The following is a 23,993-nucleotide window of genomic DNA, read 5'->3' on the forward strand; positions in this document are numbered from 1 at the left end:
CTTCCTGTGATCCATTCTATTATAACGTTTTCTATTTTTACTGACAATATCGTTGAAGCAAAATCAGTCGGAAGGCTTAGAGTTCTGAAGAACGTTTATTTCTCTGGCTGAATATAAGGAACGATAGGTACGGTCACGCCAATTGAAGCACCACGAACAAAAGGTTCATTTTGTAAGGCTTTGAAATTTTTGGTTTGTCCGGTGAGCATGACTCCCCAAATAGGTAATTTTTCGACTTTTTTATTTTTATTTTGTTGGATAAACTTTTGGCCTTCTTGGTTGTCAGCAAACAACGGGGATTTTTCTAAGGTTTCAAAAAAGTGTTGCTTGTCGTTTTCAGGATCAAATATTTCGTTGTGATCGTCCATGCTTAATTGAAAACCATAAGGCAGCGTACCAGAAGGACCTTCTTTTTCATTAACCGTTTCGGAGTATACATAGAGCCAAACTAAGTTGACATTGCTCGGTAACATTTTGCGGACTTCTTCATATGGATAAGGTTTATCAAAAGAAATCGCCACTTCCGCTACTTGGTTTTCCATTTTATCTAATTCACTTAACTCGTTTTTGATACCACCATAGTAATTGGTAATCGCTGGGTTATAAAAAGATGCTACTTTCTGCTTGGTTTGTCGGTTGTATTCATAAAAATTCTTAGAAGAATAATAGCTACCAGGATAGACTTCATTCCAGTCAATCGAATTTCTGAAAAAGCTATATCTGCTACGTAAATTACTCCACTCCACCGTGTAACCATCAATATTTTTTGAACGATTAGTTACAACTTCGCCCCCAAAAGGCGAACTATTAGCAATTACCTGGGAATCTAATTGAGTGTTTGGTGAAGCAATCATTTCTTGATCATTAATTACTTCTAGTAGGGTATGATAGTTTTTCGTCGAAAGTTTATCCATTCCCACAAAAAAACCGACAAACAATACAGCAAAACTAACAACGGTTATGGCACCAATCACGATAAATTGTTTTCTTTTCGCTTTACGAATACTTTTTTTTAAATCCACTTCTATTCCTCCAGTTCTTTTTTTAATTTTTGACGTGTGCGATACAATTTTTTGCGAACATTTTCAACAGATAATTCTAAAATCAACGCAATCTCGGCATACGATAATTGATAATAATATTTCAAAAGTAATAGTTCTTGTTCCTCATCTTTTAAGGAATCGATCAATAATAATAACTCTTGCCCTTCCATTTTTTCTATTGATTGTACAGGATGGCTGTTTGCCACAAAAGTGCGTTCTCGTTTCTTTTTTCGATACATCGTAATGTAGTAATTAAATGTTACTCGGAAAAACCACGGGCGTAGATTTTCTGATGTAATTTCAGGTAATATTGAAAAAATCGTTGTATATGTTTGCGACACTGCATCTTGTGCATCTTCAAGACTTGCTCCTCGGCGAATCAAGACTTGGATGACTTCTTGCCCCAAAGAAAATAGTACTTCGTCAAAATTTGCCTCCTTTTTCATCTGATTGCTCCTTTCACTTATACAACGTTTCAACTAGGGAAAAAGTGGACAGTCCTTCGCTCATTATTTTTATGTATTTTTTCTTTCAATAAAAAAGGCTCCTGCTTAAGCAGAAGCATTTTTGTTTTTGCTTATTTATCATTTTCCAATGACTAATCTTCGTGTATAAACGGCTTGCCCAGAATGCATCACTGCATCATCAATCGCTGAAACTAAACGCACTTGTCTAGTCACCGGCGGGGTCCAATTTTTATCAATCACGTCTGACAATTGTTCTTCTTTGACTTGATCTAAATAGCTTTTGGTAAGTGCCACACTGGCAGCTAAATAGTCACTAAGCAATTGCTTTTCTGCCACCACGACTTTCGCCGCTTCTTCTGGTGTGTGATGCCAGTCTTCTGTCTCATCTGGCAAATCCAAGGCAAATTTTTCTGTCCAGTGTTGGCTAAGCCATAACGGTTCACTATGATTAAGTGCGGAAATTTGTAGGTCTAATTCTCTGGCTGTGTGCCACATCAGCCAAGTAACAGACTTGATTAATGGTGCGGGCATCGTGTTTGCTTCGGCAACGGTCATTTGCGCAAGTGTTTCTTCAAAACGTTCATGTGCTCGGTCAAGGGTTTCACTAGAAAGTTGAGTGACTTTCATAAAAATACCTCCTTTGTGTTGGTGCCTGTTCTTTCGTTTCTATTTTCTATTATACTGCAAAAGAATCCGTTGTAGTTCTTTTTTGGCTGCGGTATCTGCGGAAAGGGTAAAGATCACTTTCTTCAAAAATAACACTTCCCTAAGTAAAAAAGAATTGACAATTCTCTTAGTTTCCCTTAGTATGTGGAAAAGTACCTTTAAGATAGTCCGAGAGGCTAACAAGGCAAAGTTCTGTAAAATTCTGTATTTTTGTATAGTGAATGATACGAGATGTCTTGCCCTTTTTTTGTGTGCAAGGCTTTTTTTGCGCGGTGCTTAATCAATTTATTTGGGAGGCAACAAAGTGGAAAAGAAAAAACGTGAAGTGAAAGGTATCTCATTTACCAAAAAAATGGTGATTTCATTGGTGGGAGGATTAATCGTTGGGCTCGGCTTTTTATTTTTAAGAGAGCACCTTATTCGCAGCAATCAAGGCGCTGTGTGGCAGACAATCAATCAGATTCTTTTCCAAGATATTTCAGATCCTGAAAAAGGACAATCTGCGATTGGGCTTTTCTATATTATTGGTCAACTATTTATCAACGGCCTACAATTAGTGATTGTGCCGATGGTCTTTACTTCAATTACTTTAGCCATTTGTCATATTACCGATACGCAAAAATTAGGACGAATTTCCTATAAAACGATTTTTGGCTTTTTATCGATGTCACTGATTGCTCTATTAACGGCTGGAATTGTGGGCTATAGCGTATATTTAACTGGCGCTTTTAATGTGTCGTTATCTGAAACGCTAGCTCCTGTCGAAGTAAGTACGAGCGGCAACCCATTAATGGTGATTGTCAATGCTGTCACGAAAAATATCGGTTCTGCATTTAGCGACAATGGTGCTATTTTAGCCGTTGTTGTGTTGGCAGTGATTACTGGTTTATGTATTAATGCATTAGGAGATAAAATTCGTGTTTTCAAAAAATTAATTGAAGAAGTCAATGCGATGGTCACGTTATTTTTAACCTTTGTAATTACTAAATTTGCTCCTATCGCCGTCTTTATGTTGTTAGTTCGGACGTTTGCTTCTTACGGGATTGATTATTTAAAACCAGCGTTAGTCTACGTCGTAACAACGACAGCGACGCTCTTAGCCTTTTTGATGATCGGTTACCCATTATTTATCTTATTTGCGACAAAATTAAATCCTGTTCCTTTTATTAAAAAGATTATGAAAGTTGTGGTCTTTGGATTTTCTACTTCTTCTTCGGCAGCCACTTTACCGTTAAATACAAAAACAACGGTTGAAGAGTTAGGTGTCGACAGCGATGTTGCCGCCTTTGTCTTGCCGTTAGGAATGACTATTAATATGAACGGCACAGCGATTATGCAAGTAATTGCGGCTATTTTTGTGGCGGGCGTAGCTGGTTATGAAGTGACACCAGCTAATATTGCCTTGATTGCCATTTTAGCTTTAATGTCATCCATTGGTACACCGGCGGCACCTGGCGCTGGCGGGATTATCCTTTTCACTATTTTAACTGGTTTAAACTATAACAATGAGATTGCGATTGCGACGTATTCATTAATTTTAGCCATTAATCGTCCAATCGAAATGCTCGTTACTAGCCTAAACGTGGTGGGTGATAGCGCCACTGCGATTTATGTTGCACATTCGGAAGATTTGTTGGATGAAGCCACTTATCTGACTGATGTCGCTGACTTGCAAAATGCGGAAGCGGAGTAATTAATGAAAAAGCAGACTTCTTGTATGGAAGTCTGCTTTTTTCGTTATTGTTATTTTGAATATATTCATTAAAAAATAACTTTTTTAAATAAAAATTCTAGTTATTAATATACGCAACAGCACTACCGCTACCAAACTTAATTCCTGGCAAACATTTTTTATACAAATTGAGCTCTTTTAATGTGTCTTTTCTACTTGATAAAGCTTGGAATGCATAACGAGTCAATCCATTCTCAAATATTTTTGATTCTGAATACTTTGAAGAAACTTTGTATGCAGCAACAACAGCATTGTCCGCTCCAGTGTTAACGGCAATAATATAGCGAATACGGTGTATTTTATCACGACCAATTACCCAGTTACCCAAGGTCCGCGATTTCAAGTTATTAACATCACGTAATGTATCATCTAATGGATACTCTTTCGTTTCATCCTTACTAAGGCGAAAAGCATCTCTTACTTTCACCGCTAGAATCAACTCATCTGTTGCTATTTCACTTATTGACATAGGTTGAAAACCAAAACATTCTTCAATGTCTTCCACTAACATAGCTTTAGAACCATGCCCTTTTACTAAGTTTGTCAACGGTAGCCTTTGAATAAGCCGTGCATAATTAATCAACGCATTTTCACTTGCAAAAGCCTCAGCTTCAGATAATCCATAACTAAGTATATAGCTTAGTACTTGCATCCCCAATGCATTTATCTCTTGAATTGTTTTTATTTTTAATGTTCCCGCTGTTTCATCGTTTTTTAATAAATTTGATTGTCGCAACAAATTTAGCGCAGCTTGTCGATGAGCAAAAACACGATTATCTTTCCCTTTACCAATATAAAAAGGTTGGTTGTTTCTTGGATCAACCAAACAGTATACATAATAAATATGCTGATTATCTTTTTGTAACTTATTTAGTGTTGGGGCAGAAAACTTATCTAACATCTATTTTGACTCCTTCTTTCTAAATTTCCGCTTCTTAAACACCGCCCCTACTTATGATAAGGTTCCCCTTTCATAATCCGAAAACCGCGATAAATTTGTTCCACTAATACCAAACGCATTAACTGATGTGGATAAGTCAAGCGGCCAAAAGAAATTTGTTGGTTACTTCGCTGAAGGACTGAATCACTGAGACCTAAGGAGCCACCAATGACAAACGTTAGGTTACTTTTGCCACTAATCCCTAATTGTTCAATTTCTTTTGAAAATTCTTCACTAGATAATTGTTTGCCATTAATGGCTAAAACAAAGACGTATTCGTTGTCATTAATTTTTCCCAAAATACGTTGGCCTTCTTTTTCTTTGACTTGAAGCATTTCAGCGTCACTGAGTTTTTCCGGGGCTTTTTCATCTGGGACTTCAATGATTTCCATCTTGGCATAGCTATTTAAACGTTTTAGATATTCATTAATGCCTTGAATCAGGTATTTTTCTTTCAGTTTTCCGACTGTTACTAGTTTAATTTTCACCTATTCCACTACTTTCTCGTTTTCTCTTCTTTCTTATTTTAGCACGAAGTTTGGCTACTTTCCACAACGTTTCCACATACTTATACACATATACACAGAGTTATCCACAGAAGAAACTAAAAAATTACTTTATTTAACAGCTTTTTCAATACAAACACATATTCGCCACTGATTTGTCCACATTATCCACATTCTGTGGATAACTTTCCTGAAAACTGTACACAGAGTTATTCCCGATTTGTTCACATTTTTCTGTGTATAACTTTTTCATTCGTATTTTTTCTGTAATTTTTCCCTAAGTTGTTCATAAAAAATTCAAAGCTATTCGATAGACTAAAGGAGTAGGAAACAGATATACTTAATATAGAAAATTCAGATGCACTTATTGGGAGGTTATTTTATGCAACGAAAAGATGTTACACCTAATTCAGATAAAAAAAGTTTATTGCAAAAATTTGGGATTGGTTTAGCTGGCGGCTTACTTGGTGGCGCTCTTATTTTAGGAGGCGCTTATTCTGGGATTATTCCCACACCCAACGGCGGAAATAATGCGGCGACGACGACGTCCACTAACCACGGCGACACAAAAGTCAGCAATGTGAGTTACAATGTGTCTAGCGATGTCACAAAAGCCGTGAAAAAAGTTCAAAATTCTGTGGTTTCTGTCATTAATATGCAAAGTGCTAGCAACAATTCTTCGGCAGATGATCCTTTTGGGGGATTGTTCGGTGGGAATGAAGGTACTCAAGACTCTTCCGGCAACAATGGTAACGATTTAGAAGCAGCCAGTGAAGGTAGTGGGGTTATTTATAAGAAAGATGGTAAAACGGCTTATGTCGTGACAAATAACCACGTCGTGGATAAAGCACAAGGATTGGAAGTTGTTTTATCTGATGGTACCAAAGTGAAAGGCGAGTTAGTCGGAACCGATGCTTACACGGATTTAGCCGTGATTAAAATTTCTTCCGACAAAGTTGATCAAGTCGCTGAGTTTGGGAATTCTAGTAAAATCACAGTCGGTGAGCCTGCTATTGCAATTGGTTCCCCGCTAGGCTCTGATTATGCTAACTCTGTCACACAAGGAATCATCTCTTCTGTGAATAGAAATATTACCAATAAAAACGAATCCGGTGAAACCATCAATATTAATGCCATTCAAACCGATGCTGCCATCAATCCAGGAAACTCCGGTGGTCCACTAATCAATATTGAAGGGCAAGTCATTGGCATTAACTCAGTAAAAATTGTGCAATCAACTAGTCAAGTGAGCGTTGAAGGGATGGGCTTTGCCATTCCAAGTAATGACGTAGTCAACATTATCAACCAATTAGAAAAAGATGGTAAAGTGACGCGGCCAGCTCTAGGGATTACGATGTCTGATTTAACAGGTATCTCTTCACAACAACAAGAACAAATTTTAAAAATTCCAGCTTCTGTAAAAACTGGCGTAGTGGTTCGTGGTGTTGAAGCAGCGACCCCTGCTGAAAAGGCTGGATTGGAAAAATACGATGTTATCACGAAAGTTGACGGCCAAGACGTAAGCTCTACTACAGATTTACAAAGCGCGCTTTACAAGAAAAAAGTTGGCGACAAAATGGAAGTGACTTATTATCGTGGTTCTAAAGAAATGAAAGCAACCATCGATTTAACCATTGATAAATCAGCTTTAACACAACAAAATAATCGTAGCAATCAATAAAAGAAAGAAACGACCTGTTGTCTGAACAACAGGTCGTTTCTTTCTTTTATTCTCCTACCGCAAATGCAGAACCAACTTCTGCATCAAAAGGCAATTCTAAGATTCCTTTTTTAGCAGGTGCATTTGGTAAACGTAATTCTTTTGCTGAACAAATCATTCCAAAACTTTCTTCCCCACGTAAAACCCCTGGCCAAATCATTAAACCATCAGGCATCATTGCGCCTGGTTTGGCCACAACTACTTTTTGTCCTGCTTTGATATTCGGTGCGCCACAAACAATTTGTAAGATTTCGCCGTTGTCTACTTCTGTTTGTGTGATAGATAAATGATCTGAATCTGGGTGTTTTTTACATGATTTGACAAAGCCGACCACAATTTTAGGGGTGTCGTCTTTTTCAAGGGTTTCTGAAAATCCCGCATCTTTAATCGCTGTATTGACTTTTTCGATTTGCTCATCTGTTAAAGTTACTTGGCCGGTGCCATTAATGTCGCCTAGAAGCGCTGAAGCATTGAAAATATTCCAAGCTACCACTGTTTCTGGCGCCTCAACTAAACTTACACGTGCCACATCGCCGACACGTTTCACTTGGTTTTCCGCCCCTTGATCGTCCGCAACGATGACAAGTAAGACATCGCCAACGTGTTCTTTGTTATATGCAAAAATCATTTTTGTTCCTCCTCTGTCGTTTTCCTGTCTTATCTTATCAAAAATTGACCCATTGTGCATACTTTTTTGTCGAAAAACTAAAAGACTTGGAAAATATGTCGCTACGACTTATTCTCCAAGTCCTCAATTTTGAGTGACAAGCCGCTGATCCTTTGAAAAAACAAAAGAAACGTAGGGTCAACTCTCTATTCAATCAATAACTTTTTTTACTTATTTTTCTTCAGAGTGAACAATTAAGACATCGCAAGGGGCTTGGCGAATAATGTAGCTACTGACGCTTCCCATGACCACACGTTCGACTGCGTTTAATCCTGATTGTCCCACCATAATTAAATCAACATTGTATTTTTCAGGTAATTCATGACTCATGACTTCTTTGGGTGAACCAAACATGGTAACTGTTTCAACATTATGAAAATCAACGCTTTCAGCATACTTTTTACAATCGGCCATTAATTCTTCCGCAGCGGCTGTTTCTTGATCAATTAATTGATCATTTAACGTCGAATACCCCATCATTGTATACACTTGATTTTCTAAAATATTTGCAACAATGACTCGGCTTCCGTTTCGACGAGCAACCTCAATTGCACGTTCATAAGCTAAATTAGCTTGATCACTACCGTCTACGCCGACAAGAATATTTTTATACATTTGTTCTTCCATTTTCGTCACCTTCCCGATGGAGGCTGATCTAAAAGGCTTCTTTGACTAAGAAATTAGAGTCAAAAATGAATTTAGGACCCTTGCGCAGAACGCCCTTTTGTCCAGCTGATTCTCTCTTAATTTAATGGTTCCTCTGGTTCATGAAAATTAGCCTAAGCTAGTTAAAAATGCACTGATTTCTTCTTTTGTTTTTCGGTCTTTGTTTACTAAGCGTCCTAATTCTTGACCGTTTTCAATTACGACAAAACTCGGAATACCAAAAATATTCCACTCGGCAGCCACGTCAATAAACTGATCACGGTCAACTTCGATAAATTGAAACGCTGGAAATGCTTCTTCAATTTCAGGCATGACTGGTTTAATGAAACGACAGTCTCCGCACCAATCAGCAGTAAAGAAGAAAACATTTTTACCTTTTTCAACATAAGTTGCTAGTTCTTCTAATGAATTGGGATAAATCATTTAAACATCCTCTACTTTCCGTAAACAATTGTATTAACTGTTGATTTATCCAAGCCACGTAATGCTTGTAACAACATTTCCCGCGCTGCTTCATAATCCGCAATACTAAACATTGTTTGATGCGTATGGATGTAACGACCACAAACGCCGATGACTGTACTTGGTACACCATTATTAGTTGTGTGCGCAGCCCCAGCATCCGTTCCGCCTTTAGAAACAAAATATTGATACGGAATATTGTGTGTCGCTGCTGTATCTAATAAGTATTCACGTAAGCGAGGCAATGTGATCAAACCTGGGTCGAAAATCCGTAATAACGTTCCTTCACCTAAATGACCATATGTCCCTTTTTTCGTGTGAATATCATCTGCCGCTGAACAATCCACCGCAAAGAAGATATCTGGATTAAATTTATGAACAGATGGTTTAGAACCACGTAACCCGACTTCTTCTTGTACGTTTGCCCCAGCAATTAATGTGTGGCCTAATTCTTCATTTTGTAACGTTTCCAATGCATCTAATACCAACGTACAACCATAACGGTTATCCCATGATTTACTGATAATATTTTTGCCATTGGCTGTTTTAATCGTTTCTGTTTGTGGAACAATGGAATCCCCTGGACGAACGCCAAAGCTTTCAGCTTCTTCTTTTGAAGAGAATCCTGCATCAAATAACACATCAGAGACTTCTAATTGTTTTTGACCACTCGTACCACGCAACAAGTGTGGCGGAATAGATGAAGAAATACATGGATAGTTCCCTTTACTTGTTTTTAACGTAAAACGTTGTGCTGAAACAACATAAGGATTCCAGCCACCTAAAGGAACCACTTGGAATAAACCATTATCGTTAATTTGAGTTAACATGAAGCCAACTTCATCCATGTGGGCTGCTACCATTACGCGTGGCGCTGCTTCCACTTTTGAACGTTTAATCCCAAAAATACCACCTAAACCATCATATTGAACATCGTCCACTAACGGGGTGATATGTTCTTTCATGTACGCGCGAATGTCGTCTTCAAATCCGCTGGTTCCTTGTAATTCAGTTAATTCCTTGATTCGTTGAAATGTTTTTTCTTCCATAGATGTATGTCCTATTGCTTTTGATTTGTTGGAAATTACGCCAACCAAGCGTCACTTTTTCTCTAAAAAGTCACTTTATCCTGTCGATAAAAATAGGTACTCCTTTCATATGATTTCACTCTTATTATAACGCAAATACTAGAAAATGCACATCGCTTTCTCTTTTTAAACGTGACAATGAGAATGCCCTAAAAGAATGATTGAAAAACTTTTTTTATTTCTCAGCGGCCCCTTCTCTATGGTAAAATAAGAGTGATACTGACAAAAGTAATAGTAAGCAGAAACCGACCAAGGGAGGTCATACAAATGAACGAAGAAAATGAGTTGACATACTTTAAAGGCGGCTTAGCGCTAGGCGTTGGTCTTGGTTTAGTAGGCGGCATTGCCTCAACCTTGTTCTACCATAAGAAAAAAACAATCTCCGCTGATCTCGTCTTAGAAAATGTAAAAGCTGCTTTTTTAAAAGAAGGACCGATTGAAGGTTCGTGGATTGAGTTTGAGAAAAAGCCCTTGCGGAAATTCGCCATCCACTCCAAAACGTATACTGGAGGAATTTGCCGCATTGAAGACGACGGCATTGTTCAATACGAATTCACTGCAGATGCCTACACAGGAACTGTCATTGACATCCAACGATTAAAAGATTAAAAAGATTGTTACAAAAGCACTTATTTGCTTTTGTAACAATCTTTTTTTCTTCTCATTTGTTTTTTGTAAAAGGGATGTTTATTTTATGTCAAAAAAATCAAATCAATGATGAATAAATACTCTAAAATCGAATGCTTTCTGCATGGAAATCAGCTTAAATCTTTACTTATCAACGTTTGTCCACTTTTTTCATAAAAAAGATTAGACATTTTTTAAAAATTGATAAAAGAATAATCATTTCTAACGATTTTTTAATTTCTCCTTTTCATTTTTACATTATACTGAGAGTATTGCTAAAAATGAAAAGGAGCGTGTCAAATGAAGAAATCTGTTTTATTTACTTCATTACTTGTATTATCAAGCTTAGCTTTAGCGGCCTGCGGCGGTGGCAGTGACGATAAAGGAGCAAGCAACGGCGGTAGCAACAACCAAGTATACACAATGGTTGAATCCCAAGAAATGCCTAGTGCCGATCCGTCCCTTGCGACAGATGAAGTGAGTTTTACCACTTTAAATAATATCTACGAAGGAATCTATCGTTTAGATAAAGACAATAAACCCGCGCCTGCTGGTGCAGCCGAAAAAGCAACTGTTTCAGAAGACGGTTTAGTTTACAAAGTTAAATTACGTGAAGAATCAAAATGGTCTGATGGCAAACCAGTTACTGCTGCAGATTACGTTTATGGTTGGCAACGAACAGTGGACCCTGCCACTGCTTCAGAATATGCCTACATGTTTGAACCAGTAAAAAATGCTGAAAAAATTTCTAAAGGGGAACTACCTAAAGAAGAATTGGGCATTAAAGCAATCAATGATCATGAATTGGAAATCACTTTAGAAACAGCAACACCATATTTTGACGATTTATTGGCTTTCCCTTCTTTCTTGCCGCAACGTCAAGATATCGTTGAACGTTTTGGTAAAGATTATACAAAGAGTAGCGATAAAGCAGTCTACAATGGTCCATTTACACTAACTGAGTTTGATGGTCCCGGAACAGATACTAAATGGTCTCTAACTAAAAATGAAGAATATTGGGACAAAGAGACTGTCAAGTTAGATAAAGTCGCTATCAACGTGGTAAAAGAAGCCCCAACTGCCTTAAATCTTTATGAAACTGGTGAAGTGGATGATACGTATTTATCTGGCGAACTGGCCCAACAAATGCAAAACTCGCCTGACTTGGTCCAATTAAAAGCCGCTTCTTCTTTCTATTTAGAAATGAATCAAGCAGATGAAAAATCACCATTGACCAACGCAAACTTACGTCGTGCTATGTCTTATGCCATCGATCGCGATTCATTAGCTAAAAACATTTTAGCCAATGGCTCTCTTCCTTCACAAGGCTTCGTTCCTGTGGATGTCGCGAAATCACCAAAAACGGGTGAAGACTTTGTTAAAGAAGCTGGTAGCGACAAATTAGTCAAATACGACAAGAAAAAAGCTGTGGAATACTGGAACAAAGCGAAACAAGAACTTGGTGTTTCCAACTTAACGGTTGATTTAATGGTAGACGACTCTGAAGGCGCTAAAAAAATGGGCGAATATCTTCAAGGATCATTGTCTGATACTTTGGAAGGCTTAAAAGTAACTGTGACGCCTGTCCCTATGGCTGTTCGCTTAGATCGTACCTTAAAAGGGGATTTCCAAATCGCTATTCGTGGTTGGAGTGCCGACTATTCAGACCCAATTAACTTCTTAGATTTATTAGAAAGCTCAACTTCTAATAACCGTGGACGTTACAGCAATCCTGAATACGATAAATTCATTGCTGCGTCCAAAACCACAGATGTTAACGATCCTGAAAAACGCTGGGAAGATCTAATCAATGCTGAAAAAACAGTAATTGCTGATATGGGTGTTGTGCCAATTTACCAAAAAGCAGAATCACACTTACGTGCACCAAACGTGAAAGAAATTATTTATCATCCAACAGGTGCTAAATACGACTTCAAGTGGGCGTATAAAGAATAAAGTAAAGGTCTCCTTCAATTTTAGAAGGAGACCTTTATTATTTATACTGACACGTTTCTAAATGATCATTCACCAATCCCGCCGCCTGTAAAAAGGAATAGACTGTCGTGGCACCTAAAAATTTAAATCCTCTTTTTTTTAACGCTCGACTAATCTGTTGCGATAATTCCGTGGAGGCTGGAACCTCTTCTGGGTGCTGCCAGTGATTAACGATTGGTTGCTGATCGACAAAGTTCCAGAGGTAGCGATCAAAGGAGCCAAATTCTGCCTGAACTTCTTGAAAAACTTGCGCATTCGTAATGGTCGCTTGAATTTTTAAACGATGACGAATCACACCAGGATTTGCTAGTAAAGCTAAAATTTTTTTCTCATCATATCGCGCAATTTTCCGATAATCAAACGCATCATAAGCTGCCCTGAGCGTTTCTCGTTTATTCAAAATAATCGCCCAGCTTAAGCCCGCTTGCATACTTTCCAAGGTCAATAACTCAAATAACTGTTGCTCTTCATGAACTGGACGTCCCCATTCATCATCATGATAGGCTTGCATCTCTTCCGTTGTATTCGTTGCCCAAGTACATCGCTCCATTGTACTGCCTCCTTTTATTTGCTAAAAAAGATGCGAACAAAGGGTACTGCCTTTTGTTCCACACCTTTTCTTATTCCTAATAAAATGCCCAGAAGTTTAACGCTTCATTCATCACTTCTTCGGCTGTAAATGTCCGTTTTGAATGGCCCTTTTCTTCTGAATCGTTTGGATCATTAATCCAGAAATCGCCTTTTTCATCCACACCACTCATCACCATAATGTGACCAGTTGTAGTGAAATAGCCTGGTTTTACAGAAATAATGACTGGATGACCTTCCTTCAAGAAAGCTGCCACTGTTTCAATATCCCCAATTTCTTGACAGTTATAGCCTTTCATTTCAGCATATGCACTAAAAATAGACCACGCCGTCCCTTGTCCTTCCATAAAGAAGTCATTTTTTGCCCAAGCTAACACATCTAGAGGAGTAACTTCTTGGTGATCCATGTATGAACCAACCATTGCAAGCGACACAATCGCACAGCCATTAATTTCGATTGTATTCGGCTTATCTACATTGCCAAATCCGTACGCGGTGTCTTTCCATTTAGCATCTGTCTGCAATTCTAACGGCAAATCCAGATGTCCATCATATTGCTTCTTTTCAATTTCTTGATTGACCTGTTGTCCATAGCTTAAAGGTTTGACTTTTTTCTCAATTTTAACTGGTGCTGGTTCTTTTGTTTTACTTGATTCAGCACTAGCTTTAACATATGAATCATCAAACCAACTTGAAAACCCACCTGATTTCATCGGCGAAAACTGCGCTAACAACCCGCCAAAGCCAAACGATACCAACAACACCGTGAGAACTTTTTTTTGGTAACCTGATGGTTTTTTTGACATACTATTCATCCTTTTCTATCTATTGACTACATCCGATAATCTTATGTATTTCTTATATGCTCACACATTATACTACTTTCTTTTTCGAAAAACAGAAACGTTGGTAAATTCTCATAATTATTGAAGGCGAACATATTTTCTTGAATTTTATCACAAAATTAGGTAAAATACAGGTAATTAGTCATTTGAGTTTTATTCTATTTTATTCGTAAAGGAGGCAGAAGAATGGATCAACATAAAGCTACCATCAAGAGCATTTCTAAACTGATTACGCTCTCTTCCCAACATTTCTTTTCGGCATTTTTAGAAGATTCTCAAGATCAAAAGAATAAAGAAAAGGAACGCAGTGCGCTTTTACAAGAGCTCCAAGTCGCTGCCGCCCAAAAATCCTTAGTGGTCTTACAATTGAAAGAAGTCCCTACAGCGCATAAATTCGAAACGGTGATCGGCTGGATTGTCTCAAAAAATATTTCGGACAATATCGTCGTTCGTTTACAAACGGATGAACAACAGTTGCGCATGATTCCTGTTGCTTCTGTCATGAAAGTCAGCACGTTAGCCAATCGTCACCAACGTCAAATTCACTAGAATATTGAAGTCTTTATAAAATAATGGAAACCACCAACCCTGGCGATTGCAGGTTGGTGGTTTCTTTTATTTTAGGGATGCGCCAAAGCGACCTCAATTAAACGATTTTCTGTTTGTAAAAGATCAAACAGTGTGCCAATTCTTTCTAATTGTTCCAAGTCTATTTGATAAAGTTTCACTCTTGGTTTGGTTAGCCAGGAGCCTTGTGTAAACTTCATTCGTTCCTTGATTAACACGCCTTGCTCATAGAGCGTTTTTATCTCTAATTCAGAAACTTGGTCTGTCAAAGAGGCCACGCGACCATGGTGAGCTAATTCTGGTAAAAAAGTAGTTCCTTCTTTTTGAGGGAACGCCTTTAATAATTGTTGATTAATCTCCCAAGCTTCTTTCAGGAATTTAGCTTTTTTTGATAACTCATCGTAGTAAAACAAATCAATTTTAACGAGATCGTACCATTCCTCTTCCTCTAATTCCTTAGTTTGTTGCTCCTCGAAGTGTGCCCAACTACTTGCGAACAACCCTTTTTCTAATCTTAATAGCTCTTGTTCTGCTTTTTCTTTCGCTACTTTCATGCGCGCTTTAGCTGCTTTTTCTTGTCGTAAGCTTTCTTGTAGAAATCGAATTTGCTGCTCTTCTTTTGTTTTTATTTCAGATTGGCTGCCCACTTGTTGGGGTAAACTTGCCTGTTGATAATATGTACCCGTTACGGATGCTTGTTCTATTTGTCGTTCGTTATTTAGCCACTCGTTAACAATTTCTACCAATGATTGCGTGGTTGGATAATTCATTTGTTGTAAGCTTGCTTCGAGGTTGCAAGGTTGTGCCGCATTGGAACAGATTGGTATAAATTCACAAAAATAACAATTTTCTGTGTCGCTTGTTTCGGCTTGTCCCTTTGTCCAGATAAAGAGAGGAAAGAGGTGTTGCAACTTTTCTAGCAAAATCTTCGGGTCTAAGGCCAGTCCTAAACAACGGATGCTTAAATAACTTTTGCTAGCTGATTGCTGTAACAGCTTTTCTGGCATTATTGTTCTTTCGTCCTGTCTAGCAAATGACTGTTTTTGTTGCCATTGCTCAACTAGCTCCTGTTCACTTAACGGACCGAAAATGGTTACTCTTTTTGCCACATGTAGCAAAGCCTTCGGATAAAAAGAGACTTCTAACAATTCACTCAGTGAAACCACCGCCTTTTTTCTTTTTTTATTCATATTATACAGTACTCGACAATGAAATAGCTAGTTGCTTTAAAAAGAAAAAAGTCCTAAGTCAGAAGTAAAGGAAACTTCTGACTTAGGACTCAACTTATTTCTTAGGAACAAATAATTGCGGTGCTACTTTTGCCAATAAGCCTAGAACTAGACTTACATACAAACAATTGACGACGGTACTTGTACCGTTTAGAACAAAGGAATAGAGATATGGGCTCATTCCTTCTGGTGCATACATGCCCCAAACCAATACACCCGCCCAAAAATGCCAAAACCAGCGGGCGAAGACTGCGACAACACTTCCTAAAATAATTGTACGAATGGCTGATTTTAAGCGATTCGCTTGAAAATACAGTTGAATTTTTCTAGCAAATACGCCACCCATTCCTCCAAACGCAAAAGCAAAGGGATATTCAAAAATAATCTGTGGAACGGACAAGAAATTTTTCATGGCTGTGCCGAGAATAATATTTAACATGCCCCAAACAAAGCCTGCTGCAACTCCAGGAAGCAACCCACGACGAAACGAATAAAGAACTAATGGGACCATTCCCAACGATAGGTCCAAGCCACTATTGGCAAATTCAATCGGTAAAAAAGAGAGGGCCATTGCCATTGCTGCGACGACTGTTCCTTCTACCCAAATACGTAAATCCATTTTTCTAGCCAAACAAATTTCCTCCTATGTTCTGACGCTCTCAACCACTAATACATCGTTATTTTACCATAGGGACTTTAGAAAAACACGTTTGTCGAACAAGCAAAAAAATAGCTGGACCAACGTTTAAGGGAATCAACTCCTACTCAAACGCATGCCAGCTACTGTTTATCCATTAATCATCCCGCTCAGTTGTCAAAATTTTACCAGAATGAGCATCGATTTTTACCTCTATTTTTTGTTGGCCCTCTTTCACTTTCACTTCCCAATAGGTGATTCCTAATTCTTTCTCTAACTTCCAATCTGTTGCCTGGCCGACTTTCGCTGCTTTTTCAGCCAAGGTTGTGGCTTGTTCTCTGGAAATGATCTTTGTTAAATCAAGTGCCTCTTCTTGCATTTTAACGCCATTTTGTTCATCGGCATCCAAAGTTTCGACTTTTTCTTTTGTGAATTCGCCTGTCTCTGCGTTCACTTCAACTTGATATTCTTTTTGCTGATCCACGCCTTCTATTTCATAAAAATAACGGCCAAAATCTGTATCTAACTGCAGACTTGTTATTTTAGCTTCTGGATATTTTTTCTCAAATGCTGTCGTTACTTTTTCTAAAGAGACAGCTACCGCAGTTGCCTTCTCTGATGTCGTCGTTGCTTCTTGTTGTACGGTTGTACTTGTTTCACTAGTTGATATTGCTGTTTCTTTTTGCTCATTTGTTGATGAAACAGCAGTAGGCGTTTTGGGTGTACAGCCAGCTACCAAAAAGAGGGCCAAGCCAGTCAGAGCGCCATAGAGTATTTTTTTCATTAAACAACCTTCTTTCCTTTTTATCATTTTATTATACTTGATTTCTCATTCAAATCATAGCTACAAAAAGAGCCCTACTTTAGTTGATAAAGTTAGAGCTCTCTCAGCCTTCATGGGCCAACATAAAAATTTCACCGAAATCATTCTCTTGTTCAATGTGCCAAATGCGTTTTTCACTATTATAGACAAGCGTTGCCAAAATTTCTTCTTTTTGGTAAGAGGTATTTTTCATCTTGCTAAGTGAATCTTCCACCAAGTAAATAGGAATCCGATATTCTTCTTTATCCACTTCCGTTTGTTGGAAGCAAAAAATAACACCTTCTTGCAAGATACCTTTCATATTTTTAAGTAATTCAGGACTTAATTTTTCGACAGGCGTATTTCGTTTAAAGAAGGCCTTTTTCTGGTTCACTTTCTCTAAAACAACACGTGTAATTTTATCAGCAAAGATTCGATAAAATTCATCAATATAACGATAATAGACACGCGTCATCTGATCTGCAAATTCAAAAAAGACAAAATCATTTTGTAGCTTATAAAAGAAAGGCGAATGCAAACTATTCTTCATGTGTCCAAAATAAAGAAGTTCCGAAATTTCTAATGGCGTTAGCTCTTTTAGCATCGTCACATCGGAAAAGTCAATCCATTTAATCTCTTCAGTCATCCAACGCCGTTGTAGCGATTGAAAATAGCGATTGACGCTTTCTTCTCCACGAATAATTTTCAAGCCTGAATGCATATCGTATTCGCCAGCTTCGGCAGAAGGATCTAATAATAGTAAGTTCTGTGGATGATGCACAATTGAACGAACAAAATCGGAATGGGTAATTCCTTTAGATAAAACCGCGTTGCTGGTTACATCTATATGTACATAAATTAAATCAAGCAAATTCCCATCTCCCCTCTACTAGCCTCCTTACCATTTTACAATATTTTCAAAAGAAAAGCTTGTTTCTTTTACTTTAAAATTCCATTACAAAATGAGGATTTTTTTGAAAAATCAATCGATTCAGTTGTTTTTTATTAAATCAAGGTCCGGTCTGCTTACCTATTTCCCGAAGAAAATAAATAGGTTTTTCAAATAAATTGTGGTAAACTTGATACATTAAAAGGAGGGAGAATATGCGCCCAAAAGAGAAAAAAAGAGGAAAAAATTGGTTAATCAATAGTTTATTAGTTTTACTATTTATCATTGGCTTGGCCTTAATTTTTAACAATCAGATACGCAGTTGGGTGGTTCAACAAAATAGCCGCTCGTACGCCGTTAGCAAGTTGAAACCAGCTGATGTGAAGAAAAATATGGCTCGTGAAACAACGTTTGACTTTGATTCAGTTGAGTCCTTGAGCACAGAAGCGGTGATGAAAGCCCAATTTGAAAACAAAAACTTACCTGTGATTGGTGCCATTGCGATACCAAGTGTCGAAATTAATTTGCCTATTTTTAAAGGATTGTCAAATGTCGCTTTATTAACTGGTGCCGGGACCATGAAAGAAGATCAAGTCATGGGGAAAAACAATTATGCCTTGGCTAGTCATCGAACGGAAGATGGCGTTTCCTTATTTTCACCTTTAGAAAGAACCAAAAAAGACGAACTCATTTATATCACTGATTTATCTACTGTTTATACATACAAAATAACTTCTGTAGAAAAAATCGAACCAACCCGTGTTGAGTTAATTGATGACGTTCCTGGTCAAAATATGATTACCTTAATTACCTGTGGCGATTTACAAGCAACGACGCGAATTGCTGTTCAAGGAACATTGGCAGCAACGACGCCTATTAAAGACGCCAACGACGATATGTTGAAGGCTTTCCAATTGGAGCAAAAAACCTTAGCCGATTGGGTGGCTTAATAAAAAAATCCTTGAAAAGTTTCAAAACTTTTCAAGGATTTTTTGCTTTATTTCATCACTTGGCGTTCTTGCTGTTTCAAACGAGCAAAACCATAACGAATACCTGCAAATAATAAAACTAACGGAGATAAGAAAACAGAGATCATTAACCATTCACTTGTATACATACTACTAAAAGATAAATGATACGTGACAGCATACACTAGCGGCAGACTCATTATCAACAATAAATAATACAAACTCAATTCAAAAACATAGGATAAATAACTACTGTTCATCTTACTTCCCTCCTGTCTCTTTTTCCCTGAACAATTTGTTAACACTATTGTACCAAGGGGAAACAGAAAGTACTATCGGACTATAGTCCTAATCTTTCAGCTGTGCTTTTATTTTTTTCAACCATTCTGAGGTACCTGCTTCCACTAAGCGGTAAGTTTCCTCAAAATCACCAGTATAATAAGGATCAGGTACGTCCATGGTTTCTTTACCAGCCACAACTTCCATAAATAAATGAATCCGCCGTTGCTCTTCTTGAGGAGCTAATGCTTTTAAATCTGCCACATTATTCGCATCCATCCCAATGATATAGTCATATTTTTTAAAATCACTTGGCTGGATTTGTGTTGCCCGCATTCCTTGATAGGAAATTCCTTGTTGCTCCAAAATTTTTCTGGTTCCCTTATGTGGCTGACTGCCAACTTCCCAGTGGCTAGTAGCTGCTGAAAACACTTGAATAGTCGATTCTAAACCAGCTTGTTGGACTTTCTGACGAAAAATCGCTTCTGCCATTGGCGAGCGACAAATATTGCCTAAACAAACAAATAACACAGTTACCACAACGTTTCACTCCTTCATAAAACTTTTTATCCTTCACACATTACTCATTGGCTTCTTGTTCATACAAATGATAAGCCATAAATTCTGTATCTTTCGCTAAACGGAATAATTGCGTCGCCATTTCCAAAGGAGTCTGAGGATATTCCTCAAGAATCCATTTCGTTAAGACGCCACTACATCCATAGGAAAAGAAATTCGCATAAAATTGTTTGTCTTTATCTGTTAAATGGTTCTCAACATCGACTTGTTCAAATAATGAAATAAATAAGCGATTGGTCGAAGCGGAAAAAACATTAAGAAGAACTTCTGAATCTGAGGTCACCGTTGTATAGTAAAAATAACTCTTCTCTTTAATCGCTTTTAATAACTTCAGGGCTTGTTCCTCCCAGTTTTCCAAACAAATATCTGTTTCTAAGTAAATCAATGCATCGTGACGATAAATCCAACGTAATAAATCATATTTATCTGTAAAGTGATAATAAAATGTTTGACGATTCAAGCCCACTTTTCTGGTAATATCTTGGACACTTATTTTACGAAAATCCTTTTGTTCACATAATTCTATTAAAGCTGAAGCGATTGCTTGTTTTGTATCGTGCGTTCCGCTCATGCTGATTCCTCCGCTCCTAATATGTATATACCTCTATAATTGCAAAAAAACGGCCAGATTACAATATTTTCAGATACATTTTATGCATATATTTAAAATTAAATGAATAAAAAAAGCGGCAACTAACGATTTTTGTTAGTTACCACTCCTTGTTATCAATTATTAATAGATGACTATTTAGCCTGGAAAACGCCATACAACAGCGCGGAATCCTGCTGGTGGTGCTGGTGACCAGTTAGAGTTAGAAGAAACATAACCAGAACCTCCTGGGTTGTTCGCTTCAACGATTTGAACACTTCCACCACTTACACCTGTAACTAAGACAGTATGCACGCCACCAATCCAGCTATCTGGACTATAGGCACTTTCATATTGAACAACATCGCCTGGTTGCACGTTACTCCAGCTAACTTGTGTTGCGCCAGAAGCAACATAGCCACTGTTTGGACCACCATAACCGAAGTTAATACCGCCTGCCGCTAGCCAGCGACGAACAGATACTAAACATTCGCCTGGTTGATTCCAACCTGTTGCATAAGAATTACCAACATCTGCTAAAGCTGCATTAATTGCGGCTTGTTTTCCTGAAGTCACGCCACCATTCCCTGGTTTTGCTTCATTACCTTTTTCAGGAGTCGTTGGGTTAGTTACAGGAACTTCTTTTTCTTTTTCAGGTGCTGCTGCAGGTGTTGTTACAACACTTTCTGTTTCAGTACTTGAAGTTGTTGTTTCTTGCGTTGTGGTACTTTCGGTAGTTGTTGATGATTCTACTACTGGTGTTGCGGCTTTTTCTTCAGCGGCGGATGCTGCTGCCTCATTGGCTGCTTTTGTTGCTTTCGCTTGCTCTGCTGCCGCTTTTTGTGCTGCGGCTTGTGCTTGCGCTGCCGCTTGTTCTTCTGCTTTTTTAGCAGCTGCACGTTGGCGTGCTTGTTCTTCTGCTAAACGTTTTTCTGCTTCTTTTTTCTGTTTAATGAAGCCGTCTTTTTTCCCTTGTTCTTCAGAACGTTGTGCTTCTAAATCATTTTTAGCCACTTCTTGTTGGATCTTCAATGTTTTTAATGATTCTGTTTTGTCATTTAATTCTTTTGTTGCTGCTTCTAATTCAGCAATTTGTTTTTCAACATTCTTTGTTTTCTTTTCAACAGTCGCTTTGTCTTCTTTTTGTTGTTCTAGTAATTCATTGTTGGCGCTCATCATTGTTGAGACCGCTTGAACGCGACCAATTGCATCTGCTACTGAATCTGCATCTAAGACAGCATCAATAATTGAATCACTTTGACCATTCACTTGGACATCGCGTGCTTGTTTTGTCATTTGTACTTCACGTTTTTGAATACGGACATTCAAATCAGAAATTTCACTATATAATTTAGATACTTCTGATGATAGCTTGTTCTTTTTAGCTGTTAATGTATCGATTTGTTTGGCCGTTTCAACCATATCATTTTCAATCGCGGCAACTTTTGCTTCTGCATCTGACATTTGGCTTGTTAACGCATTAATTTTTTGATCTTGTTGTTGAATCTTTGTATCGTATTCATCTGCAAATGCTGCGGATGGCAACGCTACGCTTGTTAATGTAATGGAACATACCATTAGAGCCGATAATACACTTTTCTTCAATCTGTTGTCCTCCGAAAATCCTTTTTTGTTAAGCTTTTTTATTATTTATTAAAATTTGAATAAATTTCTCTTTTTCAACGATAGAGCAATTGTAGCATAGCTGTATGTCACTGAGATAATATGGATGTTACAGTAATATTTCAATTTTCTTCTTGTAAATGACAAAAAAAAGCTTCACTTTTTTCACAACTTTCTTCAAGGCTCCAGGGTAATCTTCTCATTGTTTTGTTATTTAAAGAAAATAAAAAAAGCGAAAAATGCTAACAAATGAGCATTTTTCGCAAACGAACAAAATTTTCAATTTTTATTTTACGGAAAACAGTTTTTTCAGCGGATAAGATAAAATAACATACCACACCATGTTCAATAGCAATGTAGGGCCCAAAACACGCGTAATAAATAAAATCGGGCTGACATCCGCTAAATGAAAGGCCACTTGAATCAGTACCGCAATCAGTTCATACAACGTGGTAAAAATAACGATCCCAAAAAAACCAGTTAGTAAATTTGTTTGAATTACTTCTTTAAATGTATACATCAACATAACCGAAATCGTCAGTGCGACTGTATAAATCCCGATAATGCCAATGTAGTAGCTATCGCAAATAAAGCCTAAAATTAACGAAGTAATTAATAAATAACGTTTAGAAAAATTAGGAACGACGAACATAAACGCAAGTAACAGCAGATGAGAACTGGCGAAGTAAACATTACTTGTCCACGTTTCAAAAGACTTTGTTAAATGAGCATCAATTAACATTAAGAAAAACAAGAGAATAGGTGTGATGTATTTTAAATACTCTTTCCGAATCATTCGCTTTCCCCTGCCGATCTTTTCACGACCGTCACAACGGAGATACCATAGACATCCGCATAAGGTTTCACATAGACTTCACGATCTAAACCAAAACTATCTGGTTTCACTTTAATAACTGTTCCTACCGCTAAATCGGCTGGTGAATTACCCCCTAAGCCAGAAGTCTGAACGACATCGCCTTCTTTCAGAGTGGCATCGCCAGTTAATTGTGACACAATTAATGCATTTGTCTTATTGTCGTAATTTTTAAGTAAACCAAACGATTCGCCATTTGCGGAAGTTACTCGCACAGGGAAATGGTTCGAGTTAACATTTTTAGACGTTAGTAGTTCCACTTTTGCAGTCGTTGCATTGACTTCAATAACACGCCCCACTAACCCTTTTTGCGCCATGACCGCCATGCCCGCTTCAATGCCGTCATTGGTTCCTTTATCGATAATTAATAAGTCTTGCCAAGTATCCGGCGAACGCGTAATGACATTCGCAGTTACTTTTTCATAGTTAGCTAACGTTTCGTTCAGATTCAATTCTTGTTTTAAACTATCAATTTCGCGTTTATAGTTATTGTTTTGGACAGCTAATTCATTATAGCTATCAATTTTTTCTTTTAGACGTTCATTTTCTTTAAACGTGTTAATTAAATTGCCCATTGAAGACAAGCCGTTTTCCACCACACGAGCTGGAAAAGAAATCACACGATCCACCATACTAACGCTATTGTTGACGCCACCTTGAACGACATTGGTTTTGCCTTTTTCAGAACGTTGCGCAGCAGTTAAACTAATAATGGTTACTAAAATAATGACTAAAATTAAGGTAATGATTATATTTTTATTTGGATTAAATTTTTTCACAAAGACACCCCAGATATTCTTCAGACTGATAGTATTAATTTTACCACTAATTGACTATAAACAAAAGAGTTGGCGATCGTCTTTAGCTTTTTTTATCATTTCTTTTTTAGGGCTTATTTTCAACGAAAAAACCAACGAAAAGAAAGGAAACTTCCTTGGTTTTCGT

Annotated in this window: 27 protein-coding genes; 6 read left to right on the plus strand and 21 right to left on the minus strand. The window is 37.7% G+C overall.

The features are described from left to right. Nucleotides 1–95: 95 nt before the first annotated feature. The 3 genes from MKZ30_RS11510 to gst form a co-directional block, all read right to left on the minus strand. Complete coding sequence (locus MKZ30_RS11510) at nt 96–1,022, minus strand: anti-sigma factor (protein ID WP_033600620.1); 927 nt, start codon at nt 1,020–1,022, stop codon at nt 96–98. A 2-nt stretch (nt 1,023–1,024) separates the two neighbouring features. After that, entirely contained in the window at nt 1,025–1,489 is a 465-nt protein-coding gene (locus MKZ30_RS11515) for an RNA polymerase sigma factor (RefSeq protein ID WP_002383292.1), read from the minus strand. Between the two features lie 138 nt (nt 1,490–1,627). Then, a complete protein-coding gene (gene gst / locus MKZ30_RS11520; RefSeq protein ID WP_002409189.1) occupies nt 1,628–2,137 on the minus strand; it encodes a DinB family glutathione transferase in 510 nt (169 codons plus the stop codon). Between the two features lie 328 nt (nt 2,138–2,465). On the opposite strand from gst, the gene MKZ30_RS11525 reads away from it, so the two are divergent. Beyond that, nucleotides 2,466–3,869 (plus strand): dicarboxylate/amino acid:cation symporter, encoded by a 1,404-nt coding sequence (locus MKZ30_RS11525; RefSeq protein ID WP_002387350.1) that lies wholly within the window; start codon nt 2,466–2,468, stop codon nt 3,867–3,869. A gap of 97 nt (nt 3,870–3,966) precedes the next feature. On the opposite strand, the gene MKZ30_RS11530 is transcribed toward MKZ30_RS11525, so the two are convergent. Then, nucleotides 3,967–4,809: an LEM-3-like GIY-YIG domain-containing protein gene (locus tag MKZ30_RS11530; protein ID WP_002381116.1), complete on the minus strand. Its 843-nt coding sequence runs from the start codon at nt 4,807–4,809 to the stop codon at nt 3,967–3,969. Nucleotides 4,810–4,856: 47 nt separating this feature from the next. Further along, nucleotides 4,857–5,336: a 23S rRNA (pseudouridine(1915)-N(3))-methyltransferase RlmH gene (gene rlmH / locus MKZ30_RS11535; RefSeq protein WP_002355021.1), complete on the minus strand. Its 480-nt coding sequence runs from the start codon at nt 5,334–5,336 to the stop codon at nt 4,857–4,859. A gap of 400 nt (nt 5,337–5,736) precedes the next feature. Here rlmH and MKZ30_RS11540 point away from each other — a divergent pair, with 400 nt between their 5' ends. Then, nucleotides 5,737–7,035, plus strand: coding sequence for a S1C family serine protease (locus tag MKZ30_RS11540; RefSeq protein WP_002368406.1), 1,299 nt, complete (start codon nt 5,737–5,739; stop codon nt 7,033–7,035). Nucleotides 7,036–7,081: 46 nt separating this feature from the next. On the opposite strand, the gene ytpR is transcribed toward MKZ30_RS11540, so the two are convergent. From ytpR to pepA, 4 genes are all read right to left on the minus strand, one after another. Further along, on the minus strand, nt 7,082–7,702 hold the full coding sequence (gene ytpR / locus MKZ30_RS11545; protein WP_002361057.1) for a YtpR family tRNA-binding protein: 621 nt from the start codon (nt 7,700–7,702) through the stop codon (nt 7,082–7,084). 210 nt (nt 7,703–7,912) lie between these two features. Further along, a complete protein-coding gene (locus tag MKZ30_RS11550; protein WP_002385249.1) occupies nt 7,913–8,368 on the minus strand; it encodes a universal stress protein in 456 nt (151 codons plus the stop codon). Between the two features lie 147 nt (nt 8,369–8,515). Beyond that, the gene (locus MKZ30_RS11555) at nt 8,516–8,830 is read right to left on the minus strand and encodes a thioredoxin family protein (RefSeq protein ID WP_002355015.1); all 315 of its coding nucleotides are present in this window, start codon (nt 8,828–8,830) and stop codon (nt 8,516–8,518) included. 11 nt (nt 8,831–8,841) lie between these two features. Further along, on the minus strand, nt 8,842–9,918 hold the full coding sequence (gene pepA, locus MKZ30_RS11560) for a glutamyl aminopeptidase (RefSeq protein WP_002355013.1): 1,077 nt from the start codon (nt 9,916–9,918) through the stop codon (nt 8,842–8,844). A 306-nt stretch (nt 9,919–10,224) separates the two neighbouring features. Between pepA and MKZ30_RS11565 the strand changes: the two genes are divergently transcribed. Together MKZ30_RS11565 and MKZ30_RS11570 are read left to right on the plus strand one after the other, a co-directional pair. Then, the gene (locus MKZ30_RS11565) at nt 10,225–10,566 is read left to right on the plus strand and encodes a PepSY domain-containing protein (RefSeq protein ID WP_002355012.1); all 342 of its coding nucleotides are present in this window, start codon (nt 10,225–10,227) and stop codon (nt 10,564–10,566) included. Nucleotides 10,567–10,884: 318 nt separating this feature from the next. Then, a complete protein-coding gene (locus MKZ30_RS11570; protein ID WP_033600621.1) occupies nt 10,885–12,540 on the plus strand; it encodes a peptide ABC transporter substrate-binding protein in 1,656 nt (551 codons plus the stop codon). 37 nt (nt 12,541–12,577) lie between these two features. On the opposite strand, the gene MKZ30_RS11575 is transcribed toward MKZ30_RS11570, so the two are convergent. Then, the gene (locus tag MKZ30_RS11575; RefSeq protein ID WP_033600622.1) at nt 12,578–13,129 is read right to left on the minus strand and encodes a DNA-3-methyladenine glycosylase I; all 552 of its coding nucleotides are present in this window, start codon (nt 13,127–13,129) and stop codon (nt 12,578–12,580) included. A gap of 76 nt (nt 13,130–13,205) precedes the next feature. Then, nucleotides 13,206–13,982, minus strand: coding sequence for a C39 family peptidase (locus MKZ30_RS11580; RefSeq protein WP_002372856.1), 777 nt, complete (start codon nt 13,980–13,982; stop codon nt 13,206–13,208). Nucleotides 13,983–14,198: 216 nt separating this feature from the next. Between MKZ30_RS11580 and MKZ30_RS11585 the strand changes: the two genes are divergently transcribed. Continuing rightward, nucleotides 14,199–14,561, plus strand: coding sequence for a hypothetical protein (locus tag MKZ30_RS11585; protein WP_002354999.1), 363 nt, complete (start codon nt 14,199–14,201; stop codon nt 14,559–14,561). Between the two features lie 71 nt (nt 14,562–14,632). On the opposite strand, the gene MKZ30_RS11590 is transcribed toward MKZ30_RS11585, so the two are convergent. From MKZ30_RS11590 to MKZ30_RS11605, 4 genes are all read right to left on the minus strand, one after another. After that, the gene (locus MKZ30_RS11590; RefSeq protein ID WP_033600623.1) at nt 14,633–15,769 is read right to left on the minus strand and encodes a hypothetical protein; all 1,137 of its coding nucleotides are present in this window, start codon (nt 15,767–15,769) and stop codon (nt 14,633–14,635) included. Between the two features lie 94 nt (nt 15,770–15,863). Beyond that, complete coding sequence (thiT, locus tag MKZ30_RS11595; RefSeq protein WP_002354998.1) at nt 15,864–16,439, minus strand: energy-coupled thiamine transporter ThiT; 576 nt, start codon at nt 16,437–16,439, stop codon at nt 15,864–15,866. Between the two features lie 163 nt (nt 16,440–16,602). Beyond that, on the minus strand, nt 16,603–17,256 hold the full coding sequence (locus MKZ30_RS11600; RefSeq protein ID WP_202566581.1) for a PepSY domain-containing protein: 654 nt from the start codon (nt 17,254–17,256) through the stop codon (nt 16,603–16,605). 76 nt (nt 17,257–17,332) lie between these two features. Continuing rightward, the gene (locus tag MKZ30_RS11605; protein ID WP_002354996.1) at nt 17,333–18,118 is read right to left on the minus strand and encodes a hypothetical protein; all 786 of its coding nucleotides are present in this window, start codon (nt 18,116–18,118) and stop codon (nt 17,333–17,335) included. Nucleotides 18,119–18,351: 233 nt separating this feature from the next. Between MKZ30_RS11605 and MKZ30_RS11610 the strand changes: the two genes are divergently transcribed. Continuing rightward, nucleotides 18,352–19,086: a class A sortase gene (locus MKZ30_RS11610; protein ID WP_002354994.1), complete on the plus strand. Its 735-nt coding sequence runs from the start codon at nt 18,352–18,354 to the stop codon at nt 19,084–19,086. A gap of 47 nt (nt 19,087–19,133) precedes the next feature. On the opposite strand, the gene MKZ30_RS11615 is transcribed toward MKZ30_RS11610, so the two are convergent. The 6 genes from MKZ30_RS11615 to mreC all read right to left on the minus strand — a co-directional run bounded on the left by MKZ30_RS11615 (nt 19,134) and on the right by mreC (nt 23,827). Beyond that, nucleotides 19,134–19,364, minus strand: coding sequence for a hypothetical protein (locus tag MKZ30_RS11615; RefSeq protein WP_002385239.1), 231 nt, complete (start codon nt 19,362–19,364; stop codon nt 19,134–19,136). Between the two features lie 88 nt (nt 19,365–19,452). Then, entirely contained in the window at nt 19,453–19,923 is a 471-nt protein-coding gene (locus tag MKZ30_RS11620; RefSeq protein WP_002378799.1) for a low molecular weight protein-tyrosine-phosphatase, read from the minus strand. Between the two features lie 40 nt (nt 19,924–19,963). After that, entirely contained in the window at nt 19,964–20,533 is a 570-nt protein-coding gene (locus tag MKZ30_RS11625) for a TetR/AcrR family transcriptional regulator (protein ID WP_033600625.1), read from the minus strand. A 177-nt stretch (nt 20,534–20,710) separates the two neighbouring features. Then, nucleotides 20,711–22,129: a CHAP domain-containing protein gene (locus MKZ30_RS11630; protein ID WP_002383274.1), complete on the minus strand. Its 1,419-nt coding sequence runs from the start codon at nt 22,127–22,129 to the stop codon at nt 20,711–20,713. A 331-nt stretch (nt 22,130–22,460) separates the two neighbouring features. Then, a complete protein-coding gene (gene mreD, locus MKZ30_RS11635; protein ID WP_002381106.1) occupies nt 22,461–22,970 on the minus strand; it encodes a rod shape-determining protein MreD in 510 nt (169 codons plus the stop codon). Next, nucleotides 22,967–23,827 carry a rod shape-determining protein MreC gene (gene mreC / locus MKZ30_RS11640; RefSeq protein WP_002383273.1) on the minus strand — a complete coding sequence of 287 codons (861 nt, stop codon included), beginning with the start codon at nt 23,825–23,827 and terminating at the stop codon, nt 22,967–22,969. The genes mreD and mreC overlap by 4 nt, the downstream gene beginning before the upstream one ends. Between the last annotated feature and the right edge of the window lie 166 nt (nt 23,828–23,993).

This window comes from Enterococcus sp. LX10 (assembly GCF_023539285.1).
Taxonomy (GTDB): domain Bacteria; phylum Bacillota; class Bacilli; order Lactobacillales; family Enterococcaceae; genus Enterococcus; species Enterococcus faecalis.

What these genes read in the sequence shown, in the direction of transcription:
- MKZ30_RS11625 (WP_033600625.1), bottom strand. Translation starts at nt 20,533, where the DNA reads ATGAGCGGAACGCACGATACAAAACAAGCAATCGCTTCAGCTTTAATA.
- MKZ30_RS11585 (WP_002354999.1), top strand. Translation starts at nt 14,199, where the DNA reads ATGGATCAACATAAAGCTACCATCAAGAGCATTTCTAAACTGATTACG.
- MKZ30_RS11630 (WP_002383274.1), bottom strand. Translation starts at nt 22,129, where the DNA reads ATGGTATGTTCCATTACATTAACAAGCGTAGCGTTGCCATCCGCAGCA.
- MKZ30_RS11590 (WP_033600623.1), bottom strand. Translation starts at nt 15,769, where the DNA reads ATGAATAAAAAAAGAAAAAAGGCGGTGGTTTCACTGAGTGAATTGTTA.
- mreD (WP_002381106.1), bottom strand. Translation starts at nt 22,970, where the DNA reads ATGATTCGGAAAGAGTATTTAAAATACATCACACCTATTCTCTTGTTT.
- MKZ30_RS11550 (WP_002385249.1), bottom strand. Translation starts at nt 8,368, where the DNA reads ATGGAAGAACAAATGTATAAAAATATTCTTGTCGGCGTAGACGGTAGT.
- MKZ30_RS11575 (WP_033600622.1), bottom strand. Translation starts at nt 13,129, where the DNA reads ATGGAGCGATGTACTTGGGCAACGAATACAACGGAAGAGATGCAAGCC.
- MKZ30_RS11565 (WP_002355012.1), top strand. Translation starts at nt 10,225, where the DNA reads ATGAACGAAGAAAATGAGTTGACATACTTTAAAGGCGGCTTAGCGCTA.
- MKZ30_RS11530 (WP_002381116.1), bottom strand. Translation starts at nt 4,809, where the DNA reads ATGTTAGATAAGTTTTCTGCCCCAACACTAAATAAGTTACAAAAAGAT.
- MKZ30_RS11570 (WP_033600621.1), top strand. Translation starts at nt 10,885, where the DNA reads ATGAAGAAATCTGTTTTATTTACTTCATTACTTGTATTATCAAGCTTA.
- MKZ30_RS11515 (WP_002383292.1), bottom strand. Translation starts at nt 1,489, where the DNA reads ATGAAAAAGGAGGCAAATTTTGACGAAGTACTATTTTCTTTGGGGCAA.
- pepA (WP_002355013.1), bottom strand. Translation starts at nt 9,918, where the DNA reads ATGGAAGAAAAAACATTTCAACGAATCAAGGAATTAACTGAATTACAA.
- MKZ30_RS11600 (WP_202566581.1), bottom strand. Translation starts at nt 17,256, where the DNA reads ATGATAAAAAGGAAAGAAGGTTGTTTAATGAAAAAAATACTCTATGGC.
- MKZ30_RS11610 (WP_002354994.1), top strand. Translation starts at nt 18,352, where the DNA reads ATGCGCCCAAAAGAGAAAAAAAGAGGAAAAAATTGGTTAATCAATAGT.
- gst (WP_002409189.1), bottom strand. Translation starts at nt 2,137, where the DNA reads ATGAAAGTCACTCAACTTTCTAGTGAAACCCTTGACCGAGCACATGAA.
- MKZ30_RS11540 (WP_002368406.1), top strand. Translation starts at nt 5,737, where the DNA reads ATGCAACGAAAAGATGTTACACCTAATTCAGATAAAAAAAGTTTATTG.
- MKZ30_RS11555 (WP_002355015.1), bottom strand. Translation starts at nt 8,830, where the DNA reads ATGATTTATCCCAATTCATTAGAAGAACTAGCAACTTATGTTGAAAAA.
- ytpR (WP_002361057.1), bottom strand. Translation starts at nt 7,702, where the DNA reads ATGATTTTTGCATATAACAAAGAACACGTTGGCGATGTCTTACTTGTC.
- MKZ30_RS11615 (WP_002385239.1), bottom strand. Translation starts at nt 19,364, where the DNA reads ATGAACAGTAGTTATTTATCCTATGTTTTTGAATTGAGTTTGTATTAT.
- MKZ30_RS11580 (WP_002372856.1), bottom strand. Translation starts at nt 13,982, where the DNA reads ATGAATAGTATGTCAAAAAAACCATCAGGTTACCAAAAAAAAGTTCTC.